Raw genomic sequence first — 16,199 nt, 5'->3', positions numbered from 1 at the left:
CGTCCTTCGTCTCTTCGGGGTGAATCTCGAACAGCAGGGTCGCGGTTTCTACGTCCCGCTTGAGATGCTCGCGATCGCCCGCGGCGTCTACCTGGCACATAGGGAAGACCCGGAGCAGTTCGCAGGACTCTTGGACAACGGAACCGAAACAGCCTACAAAAGGACCTCGCACGACCTGGCCCGGCGGATCGCGACCAAGGCCCGCATCGTCGAAGGCGACGAGGAACTCGGCAAGGCCGTCGAGCTGGACTCTCCCGAGACGATGGAAACGCTCCACGCCCTGTTCTCGTCCCTGCTGGTCGAGATCCCCGGGCGTCGGAGCCAGCCCAGTTGGTTCGGCGCGCACATCTATCCGTTCATCGGTGAGCTTATCCACTACGACGCAGTCGAACGGCGAATCAAGCAAAGCGATGCCTCCCCCAAGAAGAGCGCAAAGAAGCGCAAGCAGGCCGACAAAGTCGCCGCTGGCATCAATGCTCCGAGTATCGAGCGCTACCTCTTCCGCGATGGTGGCAGTTGGGCTTACAAGGTCCTACGCAGCGACTCTGATCCTGACCGCAAGGAAGCGACCCGACAGGGCCTGCGCGACCTCGTGCAGGACAGCGGCACCCCGCTGGGCAACCTTGCCAAGGCCCTCAGCACGCACGACTTCGACTACGACGAAGCGCCCGTGGAAGGCTCAGACGCAGAAATCAAGCTGCATGAGGATCTCAGCCCGTGGCCTGATCTGCTGAGGGAAGGGGCTCGCAACATCGTCGCTCGGACTGCAACGGTCCCCAGGGCGAAGCGCACCGAGAGCCTCATGCACTGGGTCCCCTACTGCTTGGCGCGCCACCAGCTGCAACTCGCACGCCGGAAGCTCGGAGCTACCGATCGCGAGTCGGTCCTGTTGGACTTCGGCAACGAGGCAACCCCGCTGCGCAGAGAGTCGCAGAAGAACCTCACCGGCTTCCGCAATGACATCGTCAACGCGATCAACGTCCAGGCTCGGGAAATGATCGACGAAATCGAAGCCGAAGGCGACGAGGTCAGAAAGCGCCGCTACGAAAGATTTACCAAGGAAGCCGGCAACGCGGTCGCCTCGCCCCGAGCATTCTTCAGCGAGACCCTCGCCGCTGTGGGGGCCCTGAACGCGACAGTCGGGCGCCGACACTTCACCATGAAGCCGCCAATGCTTGAGGGCCTGGTATCTGCCACCGTCCCGCAGGGCACGGAGATGGAGTTCGACCAGTTCTGCGCGCTGCTGTACGAGAAGTACGGGCTCGTGGTGGAGAACAAGGTCCCGGCTGCGAGCCCGTTGGCCTATGAGGTCGACGCATCGGTCCTTGACCGCAACGGCAAGGCGTTCCGGGAGAAGCTGTCCGCTATCGGTCTGCTCACTCAATATTCAGATGCAACCAGCATGGTTCGAGGGGAGCCCCGGTGACCGACAGCAGCATCCGAGCGCTCGGTCGGTTCGTCGCCGACGAAGCACTCCGCAAGGTCAATGAGATCAGCGGAGCCCGTGCCGTCCTGCGAGTCAGCGGGTTCGACCGGCCGACGGTGGCCGAGGCTCTGCGTCGCACAGCCCTGAGGCTGGCAGAGTCGCCGGACCGTCAGGTTGTCGTCAAGGTCGGCACCTCAGAGCCAATCGAAGGCGTACCTGTCGATTACCTACTGGATCCGCAGGACCAGCTGACCAAGTGGCGAAATTCGGGACAGGGTACGGCGGTGTTGCTCTTCGAGTGGGGGCAGTCTCCGGACGCACAGGGACTGGCGGCCATGAACGCCCTTGACGATGCCACGATCCTGGGCGACTACCACGACGCCTCCGGTGAGCGGGGGTTCGACAGGCTCATGGCAGAAGCATGGCAGGAGGCGGGTGGCATCGGCACGGTTCCGGCCCTGATGGTCACCTTTCTGCCGGAGATCTGGCATGCCATCACCGATGAGGAGCCCCGGTCCTTGCACCGCTGGGCGGCCTTCCTCGTCGAGACCGCGCAGAAGGTCGCAGCAACTCAGGTCCACACCCCTGACGTGGTCTACCCCGAGATCTCTGCAGCCCTGCCCGCTCTTGACCTCTTCCCGGACCGAGCACTCTTCGTCAAGCCCGCTGCACTGTCCGCCCGGATCAAGAAGAACGTCTCGGTCAGTGCCTTCAAGCAGCCCACCGGCAAGGAGATAGCCGAAGACGACCTGATAGACCGCATCACCACGACCGAGTTCAGTGAGGAGTCCCTGGACCACATCCGTACGGACTCCGAGACTGCCAAAACGCGCATGCGCAGCCTCGTACTCAACCTCAATCGCAGTGGTCCTACCCCGCAGGATCCTCGCCAGCTGCGCTGCGAGCAGGACCTGACCCTCTGGCTTGAAGTCTTCGAGCAGAAGTCCAAGAAGATCGGCCTGGGCCAGCAGGTCCGGCAGGAGATCGAGAGGACCGACGCAGAGCGGGTCGACGAGTTCGACGCCATGATGATCGAGGACGCGCTCGACCGCGGAGACCAGGAATCCGCACAGCGCTTCCTTGACGAGGCTCCCGTCGGTGGGGCCGAACCGCTGGCCGACCTGCTGTCCAAGCGGTCGCGCCGCAAAGTCGAGAAGCTCGCCTTCCCGGACTCTCAGTTCGTCCAGGACCCACTGCGTGCCCTGCTGCGCGAGCTGACCTACTTCTCCGACGAAGAGGAAGGCTCCGTCGTCGTCGGGCTTGAAGGCAACCAGGCAGCCGGGCGGTGGAGCCGCTGGCTGTTCGCTTTCCTGTACGCACGCACCCTGCGTGATGTCCAGGACTCCACCGGTCTTCGCCTGACCCTGGAAGTCAAGGACTACCTGCTGGACCTGACCAAGCCGGCCCTGCCGGAGGAAGACGAGCCGTTTGAACCGAACACCGAGTGGGCCCCACTTCGCATCCTGGTCGAGATGGACGGCGCCGCTCAGCGACGCTTTCGCTGGGACCCCCTGGGCATCCCTGGGCAGATCGCACTCGCGGCTCTCATCCACGGCTGGCGAACTCCCCCTGGCCATGCCACCAATCTGACCTTCGACGCCTTCCTCGAGAAGTTCAATGACCCCCGGCAGTGGCAGGTCGACGAGCCTGTGCCCGTTCCCGCATCACATTTCGCCGGTCAGCTGGAGCGCCTCAAACTGGAGCACTTCGAGCGGTTCCTCGACGGGCTTGACGCCGGGAACATCAATGATTACGTACGCGAGTGGGAAGTCATAGTCCGCGAAGCTCGCACCACCCTGGTTCCCGACAACGCTCCGAACGCAGACCTTGAGGCCGTCGTCCTGACCGATGTCGTTGGACTGGCCGATCACCGCATGATGATGCTGGCCACCCACCCGCTGAAGCTGCGCTGGCTGGCAAAGAACTACGCGGAGGCCGCCGGCAGCATCAAGACCGCCCTGAACAAGGAGGGAGGTCTGAGCCTCAACCAGGAGAACGAGGACCTCTTCTTTGACGCCATTGACCGCATCTCTCCACATGGAACACCGGCGGTCCTCGTCGGACCCGGCGGCACGATCGCAATCCCGATGCGTGAATCGGCCGGGCACGAGGAGTACGCCCCGGTCCGCCACGGCGGCAACGAGTCCAAGGAATGGCTCTCCAGCGTCGACGAGACCGCCATCGACGAGATGGTCCGCGTCATCACCGACTACCTGACGACCTACCCCCACAAGCTTGACGGCCTACGCGTACTGCTTCTGGACCGCAACGGCGACCCTGTGCTGCCCATGCGCATGGCCAAGCAGGTACGGGCCAAGAACCCTCGTTTGAAAGTTGATCTGGTTGTGCTGGCTCCCCAGTCCACCCATCACGAGATCATCCAGGGTTTCGACCTGCAGTTCGCCGGTGCGGAGATGTCCGAGGACAGCTTCCTGCCCGACGTCCAACTCATCCTGCAGGCATGGGAGCCCGACCAGGAAGCAGACCTGTCAGGGCTGGAAGACACCATCGACCTCGCCCTGGCTCCGGCGCTGTTCGGCACCCAGACCAGTATCAAGGAGAGCACCAAGAAGGAATCCTTGTCGGGCTCCTTCAACCCCTGGAAGCACCCGGCCTCACACAACCTGGCTCAGACCAGCGAAAACGTCGTGAGAGCACTGTTGCCCGAGACCGCAGACGAGACTCTTGAGTCCTGGTCCACCCTGTGCGTGCGCTACGACCGCCGTTCCCCGGTCTCCCGGGAGAGTGTCGACGGCATCGACTACTTTGAAATGCAGGTGCAGTTCGACCAGCACCTGGACCTGTTCGCCACTCTGCACCGCGTGGCCCACTGGGTCGTCACCCTCGACAGCTTCATCGGCCGTGAGCAGATCGATGCCCTGCGCAACCGCCCTGACGTCATCCTCGTCAAGCCCAGTGTCGGAAAGAACGAGTCCTACACCCTCATTGTCAGCTCGCAGACCGGCCGGCAGTTCGTAGTCCAGCGACTGCGGCGCCGCCTGGAACAGATCGGCGTCGTCGCCCCGCAGGGCTCCGAAGGCACCTCTAAACGGATCTACGAGGTCGGCCGCAATGTGGCCCCTGGCGCCGTGCTGCGCTCCCTCGGCATCGGCACCACAGTCAACGAAGTCGTCGGCCTGGTCGCCACACGGTTTGTTATCGACCAGCAGTTTCCCGTCCCTCAACAGGGCACGAGCCTGGTCACCTGGATCAGCTTCGACGAGCACCACCGCTGGTTCGGCCGCGGACACAAAACCCGTGCCGATCTGGGCCGGTTCGTGCTGACCGTTCAGGACGACGGCACGGTTCGCCTGGATGTCCTGGTCGCTGAGTCCAAGTTCCGCCAGAACTTTGACGTCGGCTCGGCCGAGGAACAGCTCAACCGCACCACCGACCTGTGCGAGGATGCCTTCCGCTCGGGCGGCGAGGCTCGCCACGACCGTCCCTTCTGGCTGGACGAGCTTGCCGCAGCGATCGCTCAGACCAGTGGAAATGCCCTACAGGCCGCCGACCTTCCAGCTCGTACCATGATCGGTAATGACGACCACCGTCAGGTTGAGGCGAAGGTCCTCGACGCCCTCCGCTCCGAGGATGTCCAGCTCGGTCAAGTCACCGGCGTCGCCGTGGCCATCTCAGCCGAGGACGACCAGCCGGCCCCCGCGGTCGGAAGCCTCGGCAAGCACACCCTGGTGAGGCTGAACAAGCACGAGCTGCTAGATCTCATCGGCGCTCTGCGCGCCAACCAGGACCCCACCAATGCCGATCCCCTTGTTGTCTCTGGGGATCTCAGTGGGACCGTGAAGGTCCCCGACACTGCCGTCAAGACCTCCTCAGCTGGCGTTTCCACCGAACTGCCCCTGGAAGAACCGACGGCACCTGTCGAGGTTGTCGGAGCGACTGCTCCAACCCCCGTGCCGAGCGCGGTAGTTGTGCGTCACCCTGCCGCAGAGGTAGATCCTGTCCCTCTGAAGGCTCGCCGCCGTGGGCTCCCCGAGGAGGAACTGAGGCTTCGATACAACAAGGTCGTCGACGTCTTTGCTCGCCACAAGGTCACGGTTACCCCCCCGGAGGTCGGCAAGTGGCAGGAAGGACCTGGCTTCTACATCTTCCGGTTCATCCCCAATCCTGGGGTCACCGTGGACAAGCTGACCAACCGACGCGACGAGATCTTCCTGGCCCTGGCACTGCCCTCCGGGTTCAGCATTCGCACCCGCAGTGACCGCGGCTCCGTGCTCTTCGAGATCCCCAAGATCGACGACGAGAAGTACGGGGTCGACGCCAAGGCGCTGTGGCAGCGGTGCCCGGCCGATCCCGAGAGCCTCGTCGCCCCGCTGGGCGCCGACATCGAAGGCAACCCGGTCACCATCGACCTGTCCTCCGCGGACTCACCGCACTTGCTGGTGGCCGGCACTACCGGATCAGGAAAGTCCGTCGCCCTGGACACGATCCTCAAGGGCTTGGTCCGGTACGACAAGAGCACCCTGCGACTCCGCCTCGTCGATCCCAAGGGCACCGAGCTTGTTGACTTCGAGGACGACCCTCACCTTGATGGCGTGATCGGTATGGACGCCGCCGACGCCATCGAGATTCTTGAGGAAACCGTCGAAGAGATGGCCGTGCGCTACAAGGACATGAAGGCGATCCGCACACGCAAGCTCGTCGAGTACAACGCCAAGGTCGACAAAGCAGACCGAAAGCCTTGGATCGTCATCGTCTTGGACGAGTACGCCGACCTCACCAGCGACTCCGAAGAGAAGAAGCAAATCGAAGCGCTGCTCAAGCGTCTGACGCAGAAGGCCCGCGCTGCGGGCATCCACGTCATCGCAGCCACGCAGCGACCAAGCGCGGACGTTATCTCGACGACCATCCGCTCCAACTTCCCCGCCCAACTCGCCCTGCGGGTCAAGACTGCGACCGACAGCCGCATCATTCTGGACGAAACCGGAGCCGAAGCTCTGGCCGGACAGGGCGACGCCTTTCTGCACACGGCCAAGGGCACCGTGCGAGTGCAGGTTGCCTACGACGGGAGCTGACCAGGCTCCGCCATTGATCAGCTCCATCTCGTGTGGGAGGGCGCTCGCAGCTCGGCGGAGAAGGCAAACGACAACGGCCTCAACGTCGTTGGGGGCAAATAAGCACGGCGGTGCCGATCTGGGCCTACGCGCGCCCAGGCAGCATGGGCGAAGCTGGGGGTGGACGCTCTCGGAATTAGCGATCAGGCCCCAGTGCCTGGGGGGAAGCCGGCTGAAGGCAAGCCCCGGACCGAAATTGACTGGCGAGATGGTTGCCCGGATCCAGGGCTGGAGCCGGTGGACACGTGGGTGTTCGAGGGCCGGAAGACCAGCGCGTACCGGCAGGTGGGCAACGCCTTTCCACCGCCTGTCGCGGAGGCGGTAGGCCGATCCATCGCATGAGCCCTGCACAAAGAGGGCTCCCGCACCGAGCTTGTGGAAACCACAGAGGTGGTCCACGACCCCGTCTACAAGCTGCTACGGGGAATGGAGCGCCCCATCGGTGTCGACCAGATCATCAGCCGGCGGGAGAAGATCGGGCTGCGTATGTTCGAGCCGGAAGTAGAGCGGCACATCGCGCACCTGGAGCGGGACTTCGTCATCCAGAGGGGCAAGCGCTCCAGCGGCGCCCTCGGCTACAGGCTTGGCGAGTTCAAGGTGTTCGTTGGCCAGAGAGCCACCAGCGGCACGAACTCTTCTCGCTGATCCAGGCGAAGATCAGCTGACCGCTGCCGCCAGCGACACGGTGGTCAGGAGGTCTTCCTCGGATGCTTCGAGGCTTCCGCCTCCTGCCGCCGGGCGGCCACTGCTTCAATGACAGTGGTGGCACACGCCTCTGGTTCGAGGTGTTCCCAGAAGCGGAGCACCAGCCAGCCTGCCTCCGCGAGGCGGTTGTCTGTGTCCCGGTCGCGCTGGATATTCCGGCCGATCTTGTCTGCCCAATACGGCCGGTTCGTCTTGGGCATCACGAAGTGCTCCGGGCAGCCGTGCCAGAAGCAGCCGTCGATGAAGACGGCCACTTTCACAGGACGGAAGACCATGTCGGCCGTGCGGCGCATCTTCGGGAGTGGCTTTGCAGCCACCCGGTAGCGCAGTCCAGCGGCGTGGACAAGCGAGCGGAGGAGCAGCTCGGGTGCGGTATTGCGATTCCGGTTGCCCAGCATGCTCCGCCGGTTCGCAGCCGAAGACGCCCACGATCCCTCCGGCGGTGTCCACTGCTCGGCCGGTGCTTCTGGTTGTCCTTGCTCGCTCATGTCTCCGACAGCTTAGGGACAGCTTCCTCTGGGTCGTCCGGCCTGGCGAGGACCCATTCCTGTCTGTCCAGCTCTATTCTCGGCCCTTCCCCATAGTGGGGACGGGCAGGCGCAAGCCTGGCACTCACCGACTCGCCTGAACCCGGTACAGGCAACCTGAGCGCTGCAGCGATCCGGCCGTGGCTGGAGTAGTGACCCAGGATGACGATTCCGCGGGGTTGGAGCCTTGAGCGCGAGCCACCGTGGTAGTGGACGCGCTTCATGTAGTCCTCCTGCATCGCCACCGTGGCGACGACAGCGCCACTCAATGCCGGCACCTGCCGCGGGGCAGGCGATGACCGATCAGCCGCGTTAGCGAGGCTAGCTGAACGATCAAACGGTGTGAGGCGCCCGGTGAATATGGGCGGGCGCCGCACACTGCTGGCCTGCATCAAGGAGGCGACCGGCTCACCGATGCGACCGGCCTCGCAGCGCGCCAGAGCTCAGCTCCCCCAATCACCGCCGACACACCTCCCGAACGCAACGATCCTGCGGGCACACGTCGCGAAGGACGAAGCAGTGATTGCGCCCCTGGGAGCCACCTGGGAGCCGACCCGCTCCCCGAGCCCTCGCGGGGCCACGCGACGCCCGCTCCCGCCAACGGCGTGACACGCACGAACGCCTTCCGTGCTGGCCGCGATCCCACCCGAACCTCGTTCGCGATGAAGAGGTCGTGGGTTCAAATCCCGTCGCGCCGAAAGCCCTCTCCTGCGTGAGCGATGCGTGAGCGGACGGCGGGACATGAGTCCCCGAAAGCAGGACCCAGCATCAGGCCGGGTGGTGCTGACCTGCAAGGACAGCACCACCCAGCCTGATCCAACACCCCTGATCACGGATCCGACCCCACTTGTAAAGCGAAGGTCGTCGGTTCGAATCCGACAGGGGGCTCTGAGCTTGAACAGGGACGAAGCCCCGGGCCGGTGGTGGCCTGGGGCTTCTGACGTCTACGGGTGCATCAACGCGGGTGGTCAGGGGGATCAGCCGCGGTCGAGCCGCCGCTTCAGCAGCCGGTCCATGTACCGGGGAGGAAACGCTCCTCGGCATCCAGAGGGTCGGCCTGGTCACGCACATTCGGCGGATGTATTGCAGCGACGAGGAGCGCCCCGTGGAGACAGCGGACATCGTCGTCCCCGCTGCTCCGTGCGAGATTGTCTACGAGCTCCCCATCAGCAGTTAGTTGGGACCGGGCCCGCAGCCCGAGTTCGCCGCACGGCTGGGACCATCGGTGATTCCCAAGCTCAGAGCTTGGGGGCTGGGACGGTGATCTAGCCTCGGTGTATGGACCAGACGGAGAGTGGCCGACTGTCGGACGATGAGTTCAAGGAGTTCCTCAGCTTTTTGAAGAGGTTCTGCTCCCATGATCTAGATCAGTGGGAGGCGTGGTAGACCGCCACTCCTTACGGTCCGGTCTACGTGAACATGTCCAGGGGCCTTCCGCCGGGGACCGACCCGAGCGCCTTCCGGCCGATCTGAACGGCGATGTGCGTGCCCAGACGGCTTCCACAGTGTCCGTGCTGCGAGCAGGGCCGGGTTCATCCGTACCGGTTCAGGGACGGTGGGTCTTCGTTCTCCCTGTGCACTGAATGTGACTCCTTCTGGTGGCCGCATGAGGCCCTGGAGACCTCCAACGCACGCTTCCTTGATGACGTAGTGGCTGCGCGACTTGGGGTGCACGGAAACCCCTGGTCCACTCGCGTGTGGGCCGATGTCATCGAGCCAGTAGGACGGGCCGCTGACATCCGCAGCTGACATCGACGTCGGCGGACAGTGGTGGTGCTGAGCGAGCCCGGGCGGCCCTACTGGACACCCGGGAAGAGGCTGTGGGTGCACCTGGATCGTCCATGATGGTGCGGGGTCCGACGCGGGCTGTGAACCGCAAGGATGCGCACCAGTGCCGGGTGTCGTGCAGGCGGCACACCACTGGGGAGAGAAGGAATGCAGTTTTCCGAGGCAGACCAGGCGCGAGCCGACCTCGATCAGTGGGCCCAGGATGCGCACGAGAATGTGCTCGGGATCGCCGACATGCTCAACATCCCCGCTGAGCAATACGAGCAGGATGCCCTGATCCTCATCGGCCCGCTGCAGGATTACGTGTCCAGGCTCCCGCTTGACGAATTCGAGCAGGATGACTGGGTCACCCTGCACAATGATCTGGCCGCGTACGTGGCAGATGTCGGAATTCGCGAGCACGGGGCTTCGTCGAAGGTCCTGGACGACGAGACCTCACCGCGCGGCTTCCGCTACGTCATCGAAGGCGTGGCACACGACGGTGAAGCCAAGCTTGTGGACCCGTTCGATGTCGTCATGGAGGAATTCGGGAACCTTCCGATGGAGATCGCCCGGATGCTCGCCAATACAGAAGTGACGATCGGCGCGAACCCCCTGATCTGAGATGCCCCCAAGCAACCGCGGCTCGGCGCGTCGAGTGCACCGGGCCGCGGATCTGCTGACTTGGCAGGGTTGGCCTGATCGAACGCGGCGGAGACGCATCGGCCCGGGATCAAGCAGGTGTCGGCCCGCTCGTCGGCGTTGCGCCCTTGTGCCGGGACTCCTGGCCAGGGCTCACAAAGCAGCGGTACGGGGCATGCCCCCTTGGGCGGGCAGCGGATCAGCTCGCCGGTGTCCAGCTCGTAAAGCTGCCACTCGACACGGATTGCGCCAGGCCGGACGAACTCCGTTTCCAGGCCGACGATTTCACCCAAGCGCTTGCTCGTGCAGCCGTTGAAAGCCATGCCGACGAATTCGTCGTCGCGACCGGACAGCGGCGCCTCCCGTTCGGCGGTCAGCAGGATGCCCAGTGCGTCGGTGATGACCTTCTCCGAGCCGCGGCCCCGGCTCCGAGGCCGGGCGGGCCGCTTGTCCCGCCCGCACCGCCCGGCCCCCGCCGGATCGGACGTGATCAGACTCTTCTACCTGCTCCTCAGTCCCGTGCAGCAGGACTGGCCTAACGGCATCACCTCACTCCGGCGGCTCGCTCCGCTCACTGCGGCCGCGGGAAGCCGCAGGTAGGCCGCTTTGCGTCAAGCGCCGCTCGTAGGCAAGCCAGCCGTTGGGTTTTGGCCGCGCCGATCGGTCTGACGGCGCAGATCGATGGTGCGCAATGCGGCGGGGAGGTCTGCCCGGTAGGGAATCAAGCCGAATCGCCGATGCTTGATGGTGGCTGCCACCGTCACGTGGGCCTGAACGGGAGCGCCGGCAGTGGCCTTGACGATCAGCGTGAAGGTCTCGTCCCCGATCAGGGGGTGACGGCTGGTCGCCTGGATGCGCCACTCCGGGTCGCTGTCCCTTTCGCCCATTCCGATGATGAAAAGGTCCTCCCGGCCTTGGCCAGGGGTGATTTCGAGGGTGGATTCGATCGCGAGCTTGGCACTGAGTCCAATGGTGGTTGCCCGTTCCACCGGGTGGGAGCGCTTCTTGGGAGAGATCGACCAGGCGATCGGCTGTCGGTCTGCAGGCTCATCAGGGGACTCCAGGCGAACGCCGACGGCAGCGTCGGCGAAAGGATCACTGTTTGCCGATGGGCGGAAGGCGCACGTGAGGCTGAGGAGGAGATAGTCGCTGTGCGACGCCTCCGCGGTCAGGAAGCCGAGCCAATCCGCCTCGCCTGCGGCTGCCTCCTCGGCGGTCAGTGGGTGAACGACGGCGGTGCTGAGCGATACCCGACCTTCGATGCGTCGCTGCGGGGCAGGCAACTGCAGCCGGGGCACCTCCACCAGGTCGATCTCGCGGAGCGGGGTCGGGGGCAGTTCCAGATGGGTCACGAGGCAACTCCTTGGTTCAAATCCGCATGGCGCCAGTCGCCGATGAAGCAGAACGAGCCCCAATCGCGGAATGCCGGATGGCGGCCGCGGACGGCCGACTGCGCGGCGCGGAAGGCGGCTCGCCGGTCCGGTGTCTGCGCGAGACGCGCGTAGAGCGTTCCGAAGAAGTCCGTGGCCACTTCCGGGTGGACCGGCCATAGGCAGCCGATGACGGCCGAGGCGCCGGCGGACAGGAACGCGGCGGGCAGGCCGCGCAGATTGTCATTGACGTCGAAGCGACCCAGAGCGGATTCGCAGGAACTCATCGTCACGAGTTCGACGCCCCGCAGGTCGGCCCGGAGAATGTCGTGGGCGAAGACACGACCGTCGTTGTCCGCATCCGGCGACAGGAACAGGCACTGGTACCACGGGGCCCACTCGTTGTGGGCCCCGTGAGCGGCCACGTGGACGTAACGCGCGTCGGCGAGTTCGGTGAGCAGTCGCCGCGGTGTCGCTGCGGCCCCCAGCACTGCGTGACCGCGCATCGCCACTGCGACCTGGTCGGCGTGTGTTTCCAGGGCGTTCCGAGCGAGGAGACCGTGCCGGGTTCCCCCGGCCGCGGATGCGAAGGCGACGAGCCCACGCTTGGGCGGACGGTGAGGGCCGGGTGCCGGAGTACGGAGGAAGCCCAGGCTCGGCACCTGAGTGACGGTCCAGTCCTCGGCGAGGGGACGGCCGTCGACCTCCAGCAGGTGATACGGGAGGTAGTGCAATGGGCCGTTGGGCCAGATGCACAGGTGTCGCTTTCCCTGGGCCCGCCAGCCGTCCAGCAAAGCGGTGAAGCCCGCCAGATGGGAGAAGCTGTCCTCCCTCAGCTGCTTCTGCGCCTCACGGCTGACAGGCCGGTGCAGCGGGTCCGCGACGATGGCCTGACGTAGGGCGGCGACGTGGAATGCCACCGGGTGGGCGAAGAGAGTGTGCTGTGCACGCGTGAAACGAATGAGCCCGGTTTCGAAATTCGTCAGGAGCGCGGTGCGGTGCTCCATGTCCTCGCGGGTCACTGCCATGCCGGACAGAGAGGGCACCGGCGTCTCGGTGCCCTGCCGGCGGGCGTGCCCGAGATACAGCGAGAGCAGCACGGTGTCTTCGGTCAGCAGTGCCTGTAACTCGTCGGGGAACATCATCGGTATACGGTCCATGTGGCCGGTGGCCAGGATTTCCTGGCTGATCCACCGGTCCGCGGCGCGCTGCGTGTTGCGGTGCTCCGTTGCGGCATCGCTTCCGAGTTCGGACTCGCCGGTGCCCACGTAGAAGAGCATGGCCTCTTCGGGGCCAGGCAGTTCGGGCTCGCGCAGCGGTCCGGACAGCTGGGCTTCATCCGCCCGGATGCGGTCCAGCAGTCGCGAGAGCCTTGCTGAGGGGGTGAACGGGCCGGGCTGTTCGGTGATGACCGTGAGGTCAATTCCTTTGGCGGCTTGGTGTATTGCCATCATCAGGCCGTAGGGGATGGTGGGTCCGCTCAGTTTGAGGATCAGCTGTTGGTACAGATCCCGGAGCTTCCAGCCGATGGCTTCGTCGATGCCGCCCCGCAGCCATACGGCGGCGGGGATCAGTGCCGCCACGGCCATGCCGGCGCTGTTCTCGTCGGCTGACAGCACACTGCGCAATGCGGCATCGAGGCTGTTCAGCGCCATATCGATCTGGCCGCACAAGGCGTAGGAGGCGAGTGCGTCGGCGAAGTGACGTGCGGCGAGGGCCTCCTGTCCCGTTCCCGACCTACGCAGTCCCATGTCGTACGAGAGTGTGCCGTCGAGGTAGCCCAGTGCGGGACCGCATCGCCGGCACAACTCCGGAGCCAGCTCCCGTGCCTCCGCTGTCAGAGCGCGGCCGATGTGCTCCTCCTCGTTTCCACGGGCGTGCGCGGCGAGGTGGATGAGGGTCGCCGCCCGTGCCTCGGCAGGCCAGCCCTCTTCGTCCGCGCGGGTGCGGAGCGCTCCCGCGGCTTCCTCCACTCGGATCAGCCCTGCGAAGCAGGCCAGACGGTTGCCTGCCAGACAGTGCACCTCACTGGACCAGCGGCGACGGCGGTAGGAATCCGCGGGCAAGTCGGGGAGTTCGCGGTCCGCGGCCTCGATCAGCTGGAGTTCCAGGTCGGGCCGGCGGGCATCTTCCGCAAGCGTGAGGGCCTCGGCGAAGACGCTCGCGGCCTCCTGCATCCCTTGTCGGTCCCGGATGGCGGCCAGCGGCAGTGGCAGGACGTCCTGAAGGTCACCAGGCAGCGAGAGTTCACCCAGCAAGCACAGGACTCGCAGTAGGTACAGATGGGTGAGGGGATCCCGGACCGGGTCCAGCAGGTCGAACGCCTCACGGGCCACCGTCCGGATCTCCTCGTCATGCGACTCCTGCTTGAGACCGGCGACCATGGACAGGGCTTCAGCCAACGCCTTGAGAACACGCCCTCGCTCGTGCTCGCGCGACAGGTCGGCGGCCTCGCGCAGATACCGGACCGCCTCCTCGGCGGCGACCAGTGGAGGAGGCATCTCCGCAGATTCCGGTGCGACGGAATCGTCGGGGTGGATGGAGCGGTGCCGAGCTTGGCGTTCGCGCCACAGATCATGGGCGGACTCGAAGGACAGTCCCGACATGTTCCCCACATACGGGCTGACCCGCAGCAGCCCTGCGGCGAACAGTGTTTCGGCGAGTTCGGCGATGTCCTCGGCGCGGCCGCTGTCGCGCAGAACGGCGATTTGTTCGTCCGCCACGGCACAGGCGCGGCGGAAGAGCAGCCCGTCGGCCACCTCGATCAGCGCGAGCCGTCCTGCTTCGACGTAGACATCGGCCGCCCACCACCAGGGCGTTCGTTGTCCGGCATCCCAACGGGAGCGCGCGGCCTCCAAGGCGAGGGTCAGCGCCGGCACCGCCTCGTACGGCGTGCCGGCCTGTACGAGACGTAAGGCACCGAGCACCACGGAGCCCACAGCGTCCTCCGAGAGCTCAAGGGACTGATCCTTCACTCGGCGGATGGCCTCGCTCTCGGTCAACACGCGTGCCGAGAACTGCCCAGCAAGACCGACCAATGTTTCGGCCTGGCGTCGGACCTCGGGATCTTCCCGATGGGCCGCTCGGTCCCCCTCGGCCGCAACGGCGTCGTTCAACTGCCGACCCCGTCTGGCCCTCCTGGCGCGGGAAGTCCGCTCAAGAAGAATCCTCATGACCCTGCTCAGGTTGGTCAGGTGCGCCTCGCGATGGGCTCCGTGCGTCAGGTCAACCGCCCGGCGCAGCCACTCGGCCGCTTCGCGCAGTGCAGGTACCACGCCTTCCTCGTCACCGGATGTCGCTTCCGTTGCTTCCACACGACGGCCGAGAGCCGAACCGAGTGCGGCCGCTGCACGCGCATACGCAGAGGCGTCCCCGGCAGCGTCCGCGAGAGCATCCCGACAGGCCCTCTCGGCTCGGCTGAGATCCTCGATGTCCCCTGCGATCTCAAAGCGTCGCACGAGGGCATCGGCGAAGGACGTTCGGCGGCTCGCGCGCCGCAGGGCGGACGGCTCCGGCAGAGCGGCCACACTGCCCAGCAGCTCCACCGCGGCATCGGCATCGGTGCTCCGTTCCACCGCAGGACGGTCGAGAAGAGCCGCGCGATGTTGGAGCGCGAGGCCGTGGACGGTGTCCCGGTATGAGTTGTCATCGCTGTCTGCGACGGTCCTGATCAGGCTGATCGCCCGGTCGAGGGCAGTGGTGTCACCTGTCTCCTCAGCATCGACGACCAGATCTGCCGCATGCTGCAGCGGATCGCTCCACGGGGTGTATCCGGTCTCATCGGCGAGCCGGGGCCACAGCTCACGCGGCACTCGCCGGTGATCGACCAGGTAGAGCAGGCCGAATACACCGATGGCCGTCTCAAGGTCCCGGGCGGCAAGGGCGCCGCGCCTGTGTGCCAGGGAGCGGGCCCAATAGAACGCGGCAATGGTGTGCAGGACATCGGGGTCGGCCTCTTCGGGGCGCCCGTTGGCCGAGGCGGAGAGTTCCGCCGCGACGGCCAAGGCGTCGTCGTCGAGCACGTGCCGCGGATCTCCGCCGTCGCCGAACTCCCGTACGCGAGTGGCCAGCTCACCAAGACGCGCATCCACCACGAATCCCCCGTCCGTTGGAGTACTCATGGTAGTGATCCGGCGCGATCGGCCAGAGGCGGACTGTCGATCCACACGAAGGCACACGACCCTTGTGGGAGCCAACGCACGCCGGGAGTCCCTTCGAGACCGGCACCGCCACCGCCACGCATCTGACCTGGGCAAACATCATCCCTGCCGGCGCGATCAGCGACCGATCGGGAGGCGTCTTGTTCGGCCTCGGACTTCTCGTCCGGGGCCGTTTGCGTGCGTGTGCGTGGGCGGATGGGGCGCCAGGACCGCGCTCAGCCGCGGGTTCTCCGGCACGGGTCCCACGGCCGAGAGCTGACTCCATCTGTACGGGCGCGTCCACCTCCTCGCCGACGCTGCGCTGAGCACGGACCGCGTCCTGCGGGAACGGGCGTCCGGGAGGCTGCTCAGGTGGAGGTGAGGAAGATACCCACGCCACCGCGGCAAGCGGTTGTGAGCGCCTGACGAGGTCGTCGAGGACGGACTGCTCGTCGTTCGGGGTGGAGGGGTCTGGGGTCTGCGTTGTCGGCTCCGCCCATAGGGGCAGCCCTTCGGCTTGCCGGTCGGCGAAGTGGCGAAGGGCTGCCGCC

The 16,199-nt window shown here is 65.7% G+C and carries 9 protein-coding genes and 2 pseudogenes; 6 read left to right on the top strand and 5 right to left on the bottom strand.

Features of this window, described 5'->3' with window-relative positions:
- The first annotated feature begins 19 nt into the window (after positions 1 to 19).
- The 4 genes from D9V36_RS18535 to D9V36_RS42070 all read left to right on the top strand — a co-directional run bounded on the left by D9V36_RS18535 (position 20) and on the right by D9V36_RS42070 (position 7,143).
- Positions 20 to 1,426: a hypothetical protein gene (locus D9V36_RS18535; protein WP_129294772.1), complete on the top strand. Its 1,407-nt coding sequence runs from the start codon at positions 20 to 22 to the stop codon at positions 1,424 to 1,426.
- The gene (locus D9V36_RS18530; RefSeq protein ID WP_129294771.1) at positions 1,423 to 6,459 is read left to right on the top strand and encodes an FtsK/SpoIIIE domain-containing protein; all 5,037 of its coding nucleotides are present in this window, start codon (positions 1,423 to 1,425) and stop codon (positions 6,457 to 6,459) included. The genes D9V36_RS18535 and D9V36_RS18530 overlap by 4 nt, the downstream gene beginning before the upstream one ends.
- Before the next feature lie 159 nt (positions 6,460 to 6,618).
- Positions 6,619 to 6,840: a DNA cytosine methyltransferase gene (locus D9V36_RS42870; protein WP_347239717.1), complete on the top strand. Its 222-nt coding sequence runs from the start codon at positions 6,619 to 6,621 to the stop codon at positions 6,838 to 6,840.
- A 33-nt stretch (positions 6,841 to 6,873) separates the two neighbouring features.
- Complete coding sequence (locus D9V36_RS42070) at positions 6,874 to 7,143, top strand: hypothetical protein (RefSeq protein ID WP_241720923.1); 270 nt, start codon at positions 6,874 to 6,876, stop codon at positions 7,141 to 7,143.
- A 44-nt stretch (positions 7,144 to 7,187) separates the two neighbouring features.
- Here D9V36_RS42070 and D9V36_RS18520 read toward each other — a convergent pair whose 3' ends face one another.
- Together D9V36_RS18520 and D9V36_RS42640 are read right to left on the bottom strand one after the other, a co-directional pair.
- Positions 7,188 to 7,691: a very short patch repair endonuclease gene (locus tag D9V36_RS18520; protein WP_129294770.1), complete on the bottom strand. Its 504-nt coding sequence runs from the start codon at positions 7,689 to 7,691 to the stop codon at positions 7,188 to 7,190.
- Entirely contained in the window at positions 7,688 to 8,122 is a 435-nt protein-coding gene (locus D9V36_RS42640; protein WP_277753593.1) for a NaeI family type II restriction endonuclease, read from the bottom strand. The genes D9V36_RS18520 and D9V36_RS42640 overlap by 4 nt, the downstream gene beginning before the upstream one ends.
- A 632-nt stretch (positions 8,123 to 8,754) precedes the next feature.
- Between D9V36_RS42640 and D9V36_RS42065 the strand changes: the two are divergent.
- Positions 8,755 to 8,907, top strand: a pseudogene (locus tag D9V36_RS42065) (GntR family transcriptional regulator); the annotation flags it as partial.
- 758 nt (positions 8,908 to 9,665) lie between these two features.
- Entirely contained in the window at positions 9,666 to 10,121 is a 456-nt protein-coding gene (locus D9V36_RS18500; protein ID WP_129294769.1) for a hypothetical protein, read from the top strand.
- A 200-nt stretch (positions 10,122 to 10,321) separates the two neighbouring features.
- Here D9V36_RS18500 and D9V36_RS42060 read toward each other — a convergent pair.
- From D9V36_RS42060 to D9V36_RS18485, 3 genes and pseudogenes are all read right to left on the bottom strand, one after another.
- Positions 10,322 to 10,639 (bottom strand): annotated as a pseudogene (locus tag D9V36_RS42060) (LacI family transcriptional regulator); the annotation flags it as partial.
- Positions 10,640 to 10,750: 111 nt separating this feature from the next.
- Positions 10,751 to 11,491 (bottom strand): hypothetical protein, encoded by a 741-nt coding sequence (locus D9V36_RS18490; RefSeq protein WP_129294768.1) that lies wholly within the window; start codon positions 11,489 to 11,491, stop codon positions 10,751 to 10,753.
- Positions 11,488 to 15,630: a CHAT domain-containing protein gene (locus tag D9V36_RS18485; RefSeq protein WP_129294767.1), complete on the bottom strand. Its 4,143-nt coding sequence runs from the start codon at positions 15,628 to 15,630 to the stop codon at positions 11,488 to 11,490. The genes D9V36_RS18490 and D9V36_RS18485 overlap by 4 nt, the downstream gene beginning before the upstream one ends.
- Positions 15,631 to 16,199 lie beyond the last annotated feature (569 nt).

Source organism: Streptomyces lydicus, assembly GCF_004125265.1.
In the GTDB taxonomy this organism is placed as follows: Bacteria; Actinomycetota; Actinomycetes; order Streptomycetales; family Streptomycetaceae; genus Streptomyces; species Streptomyces lydicus_C.
Note: the sequence above shows the minus strand (reverse complement) of the source record. Positions and strands in the feature narration are given on the sequence as shown.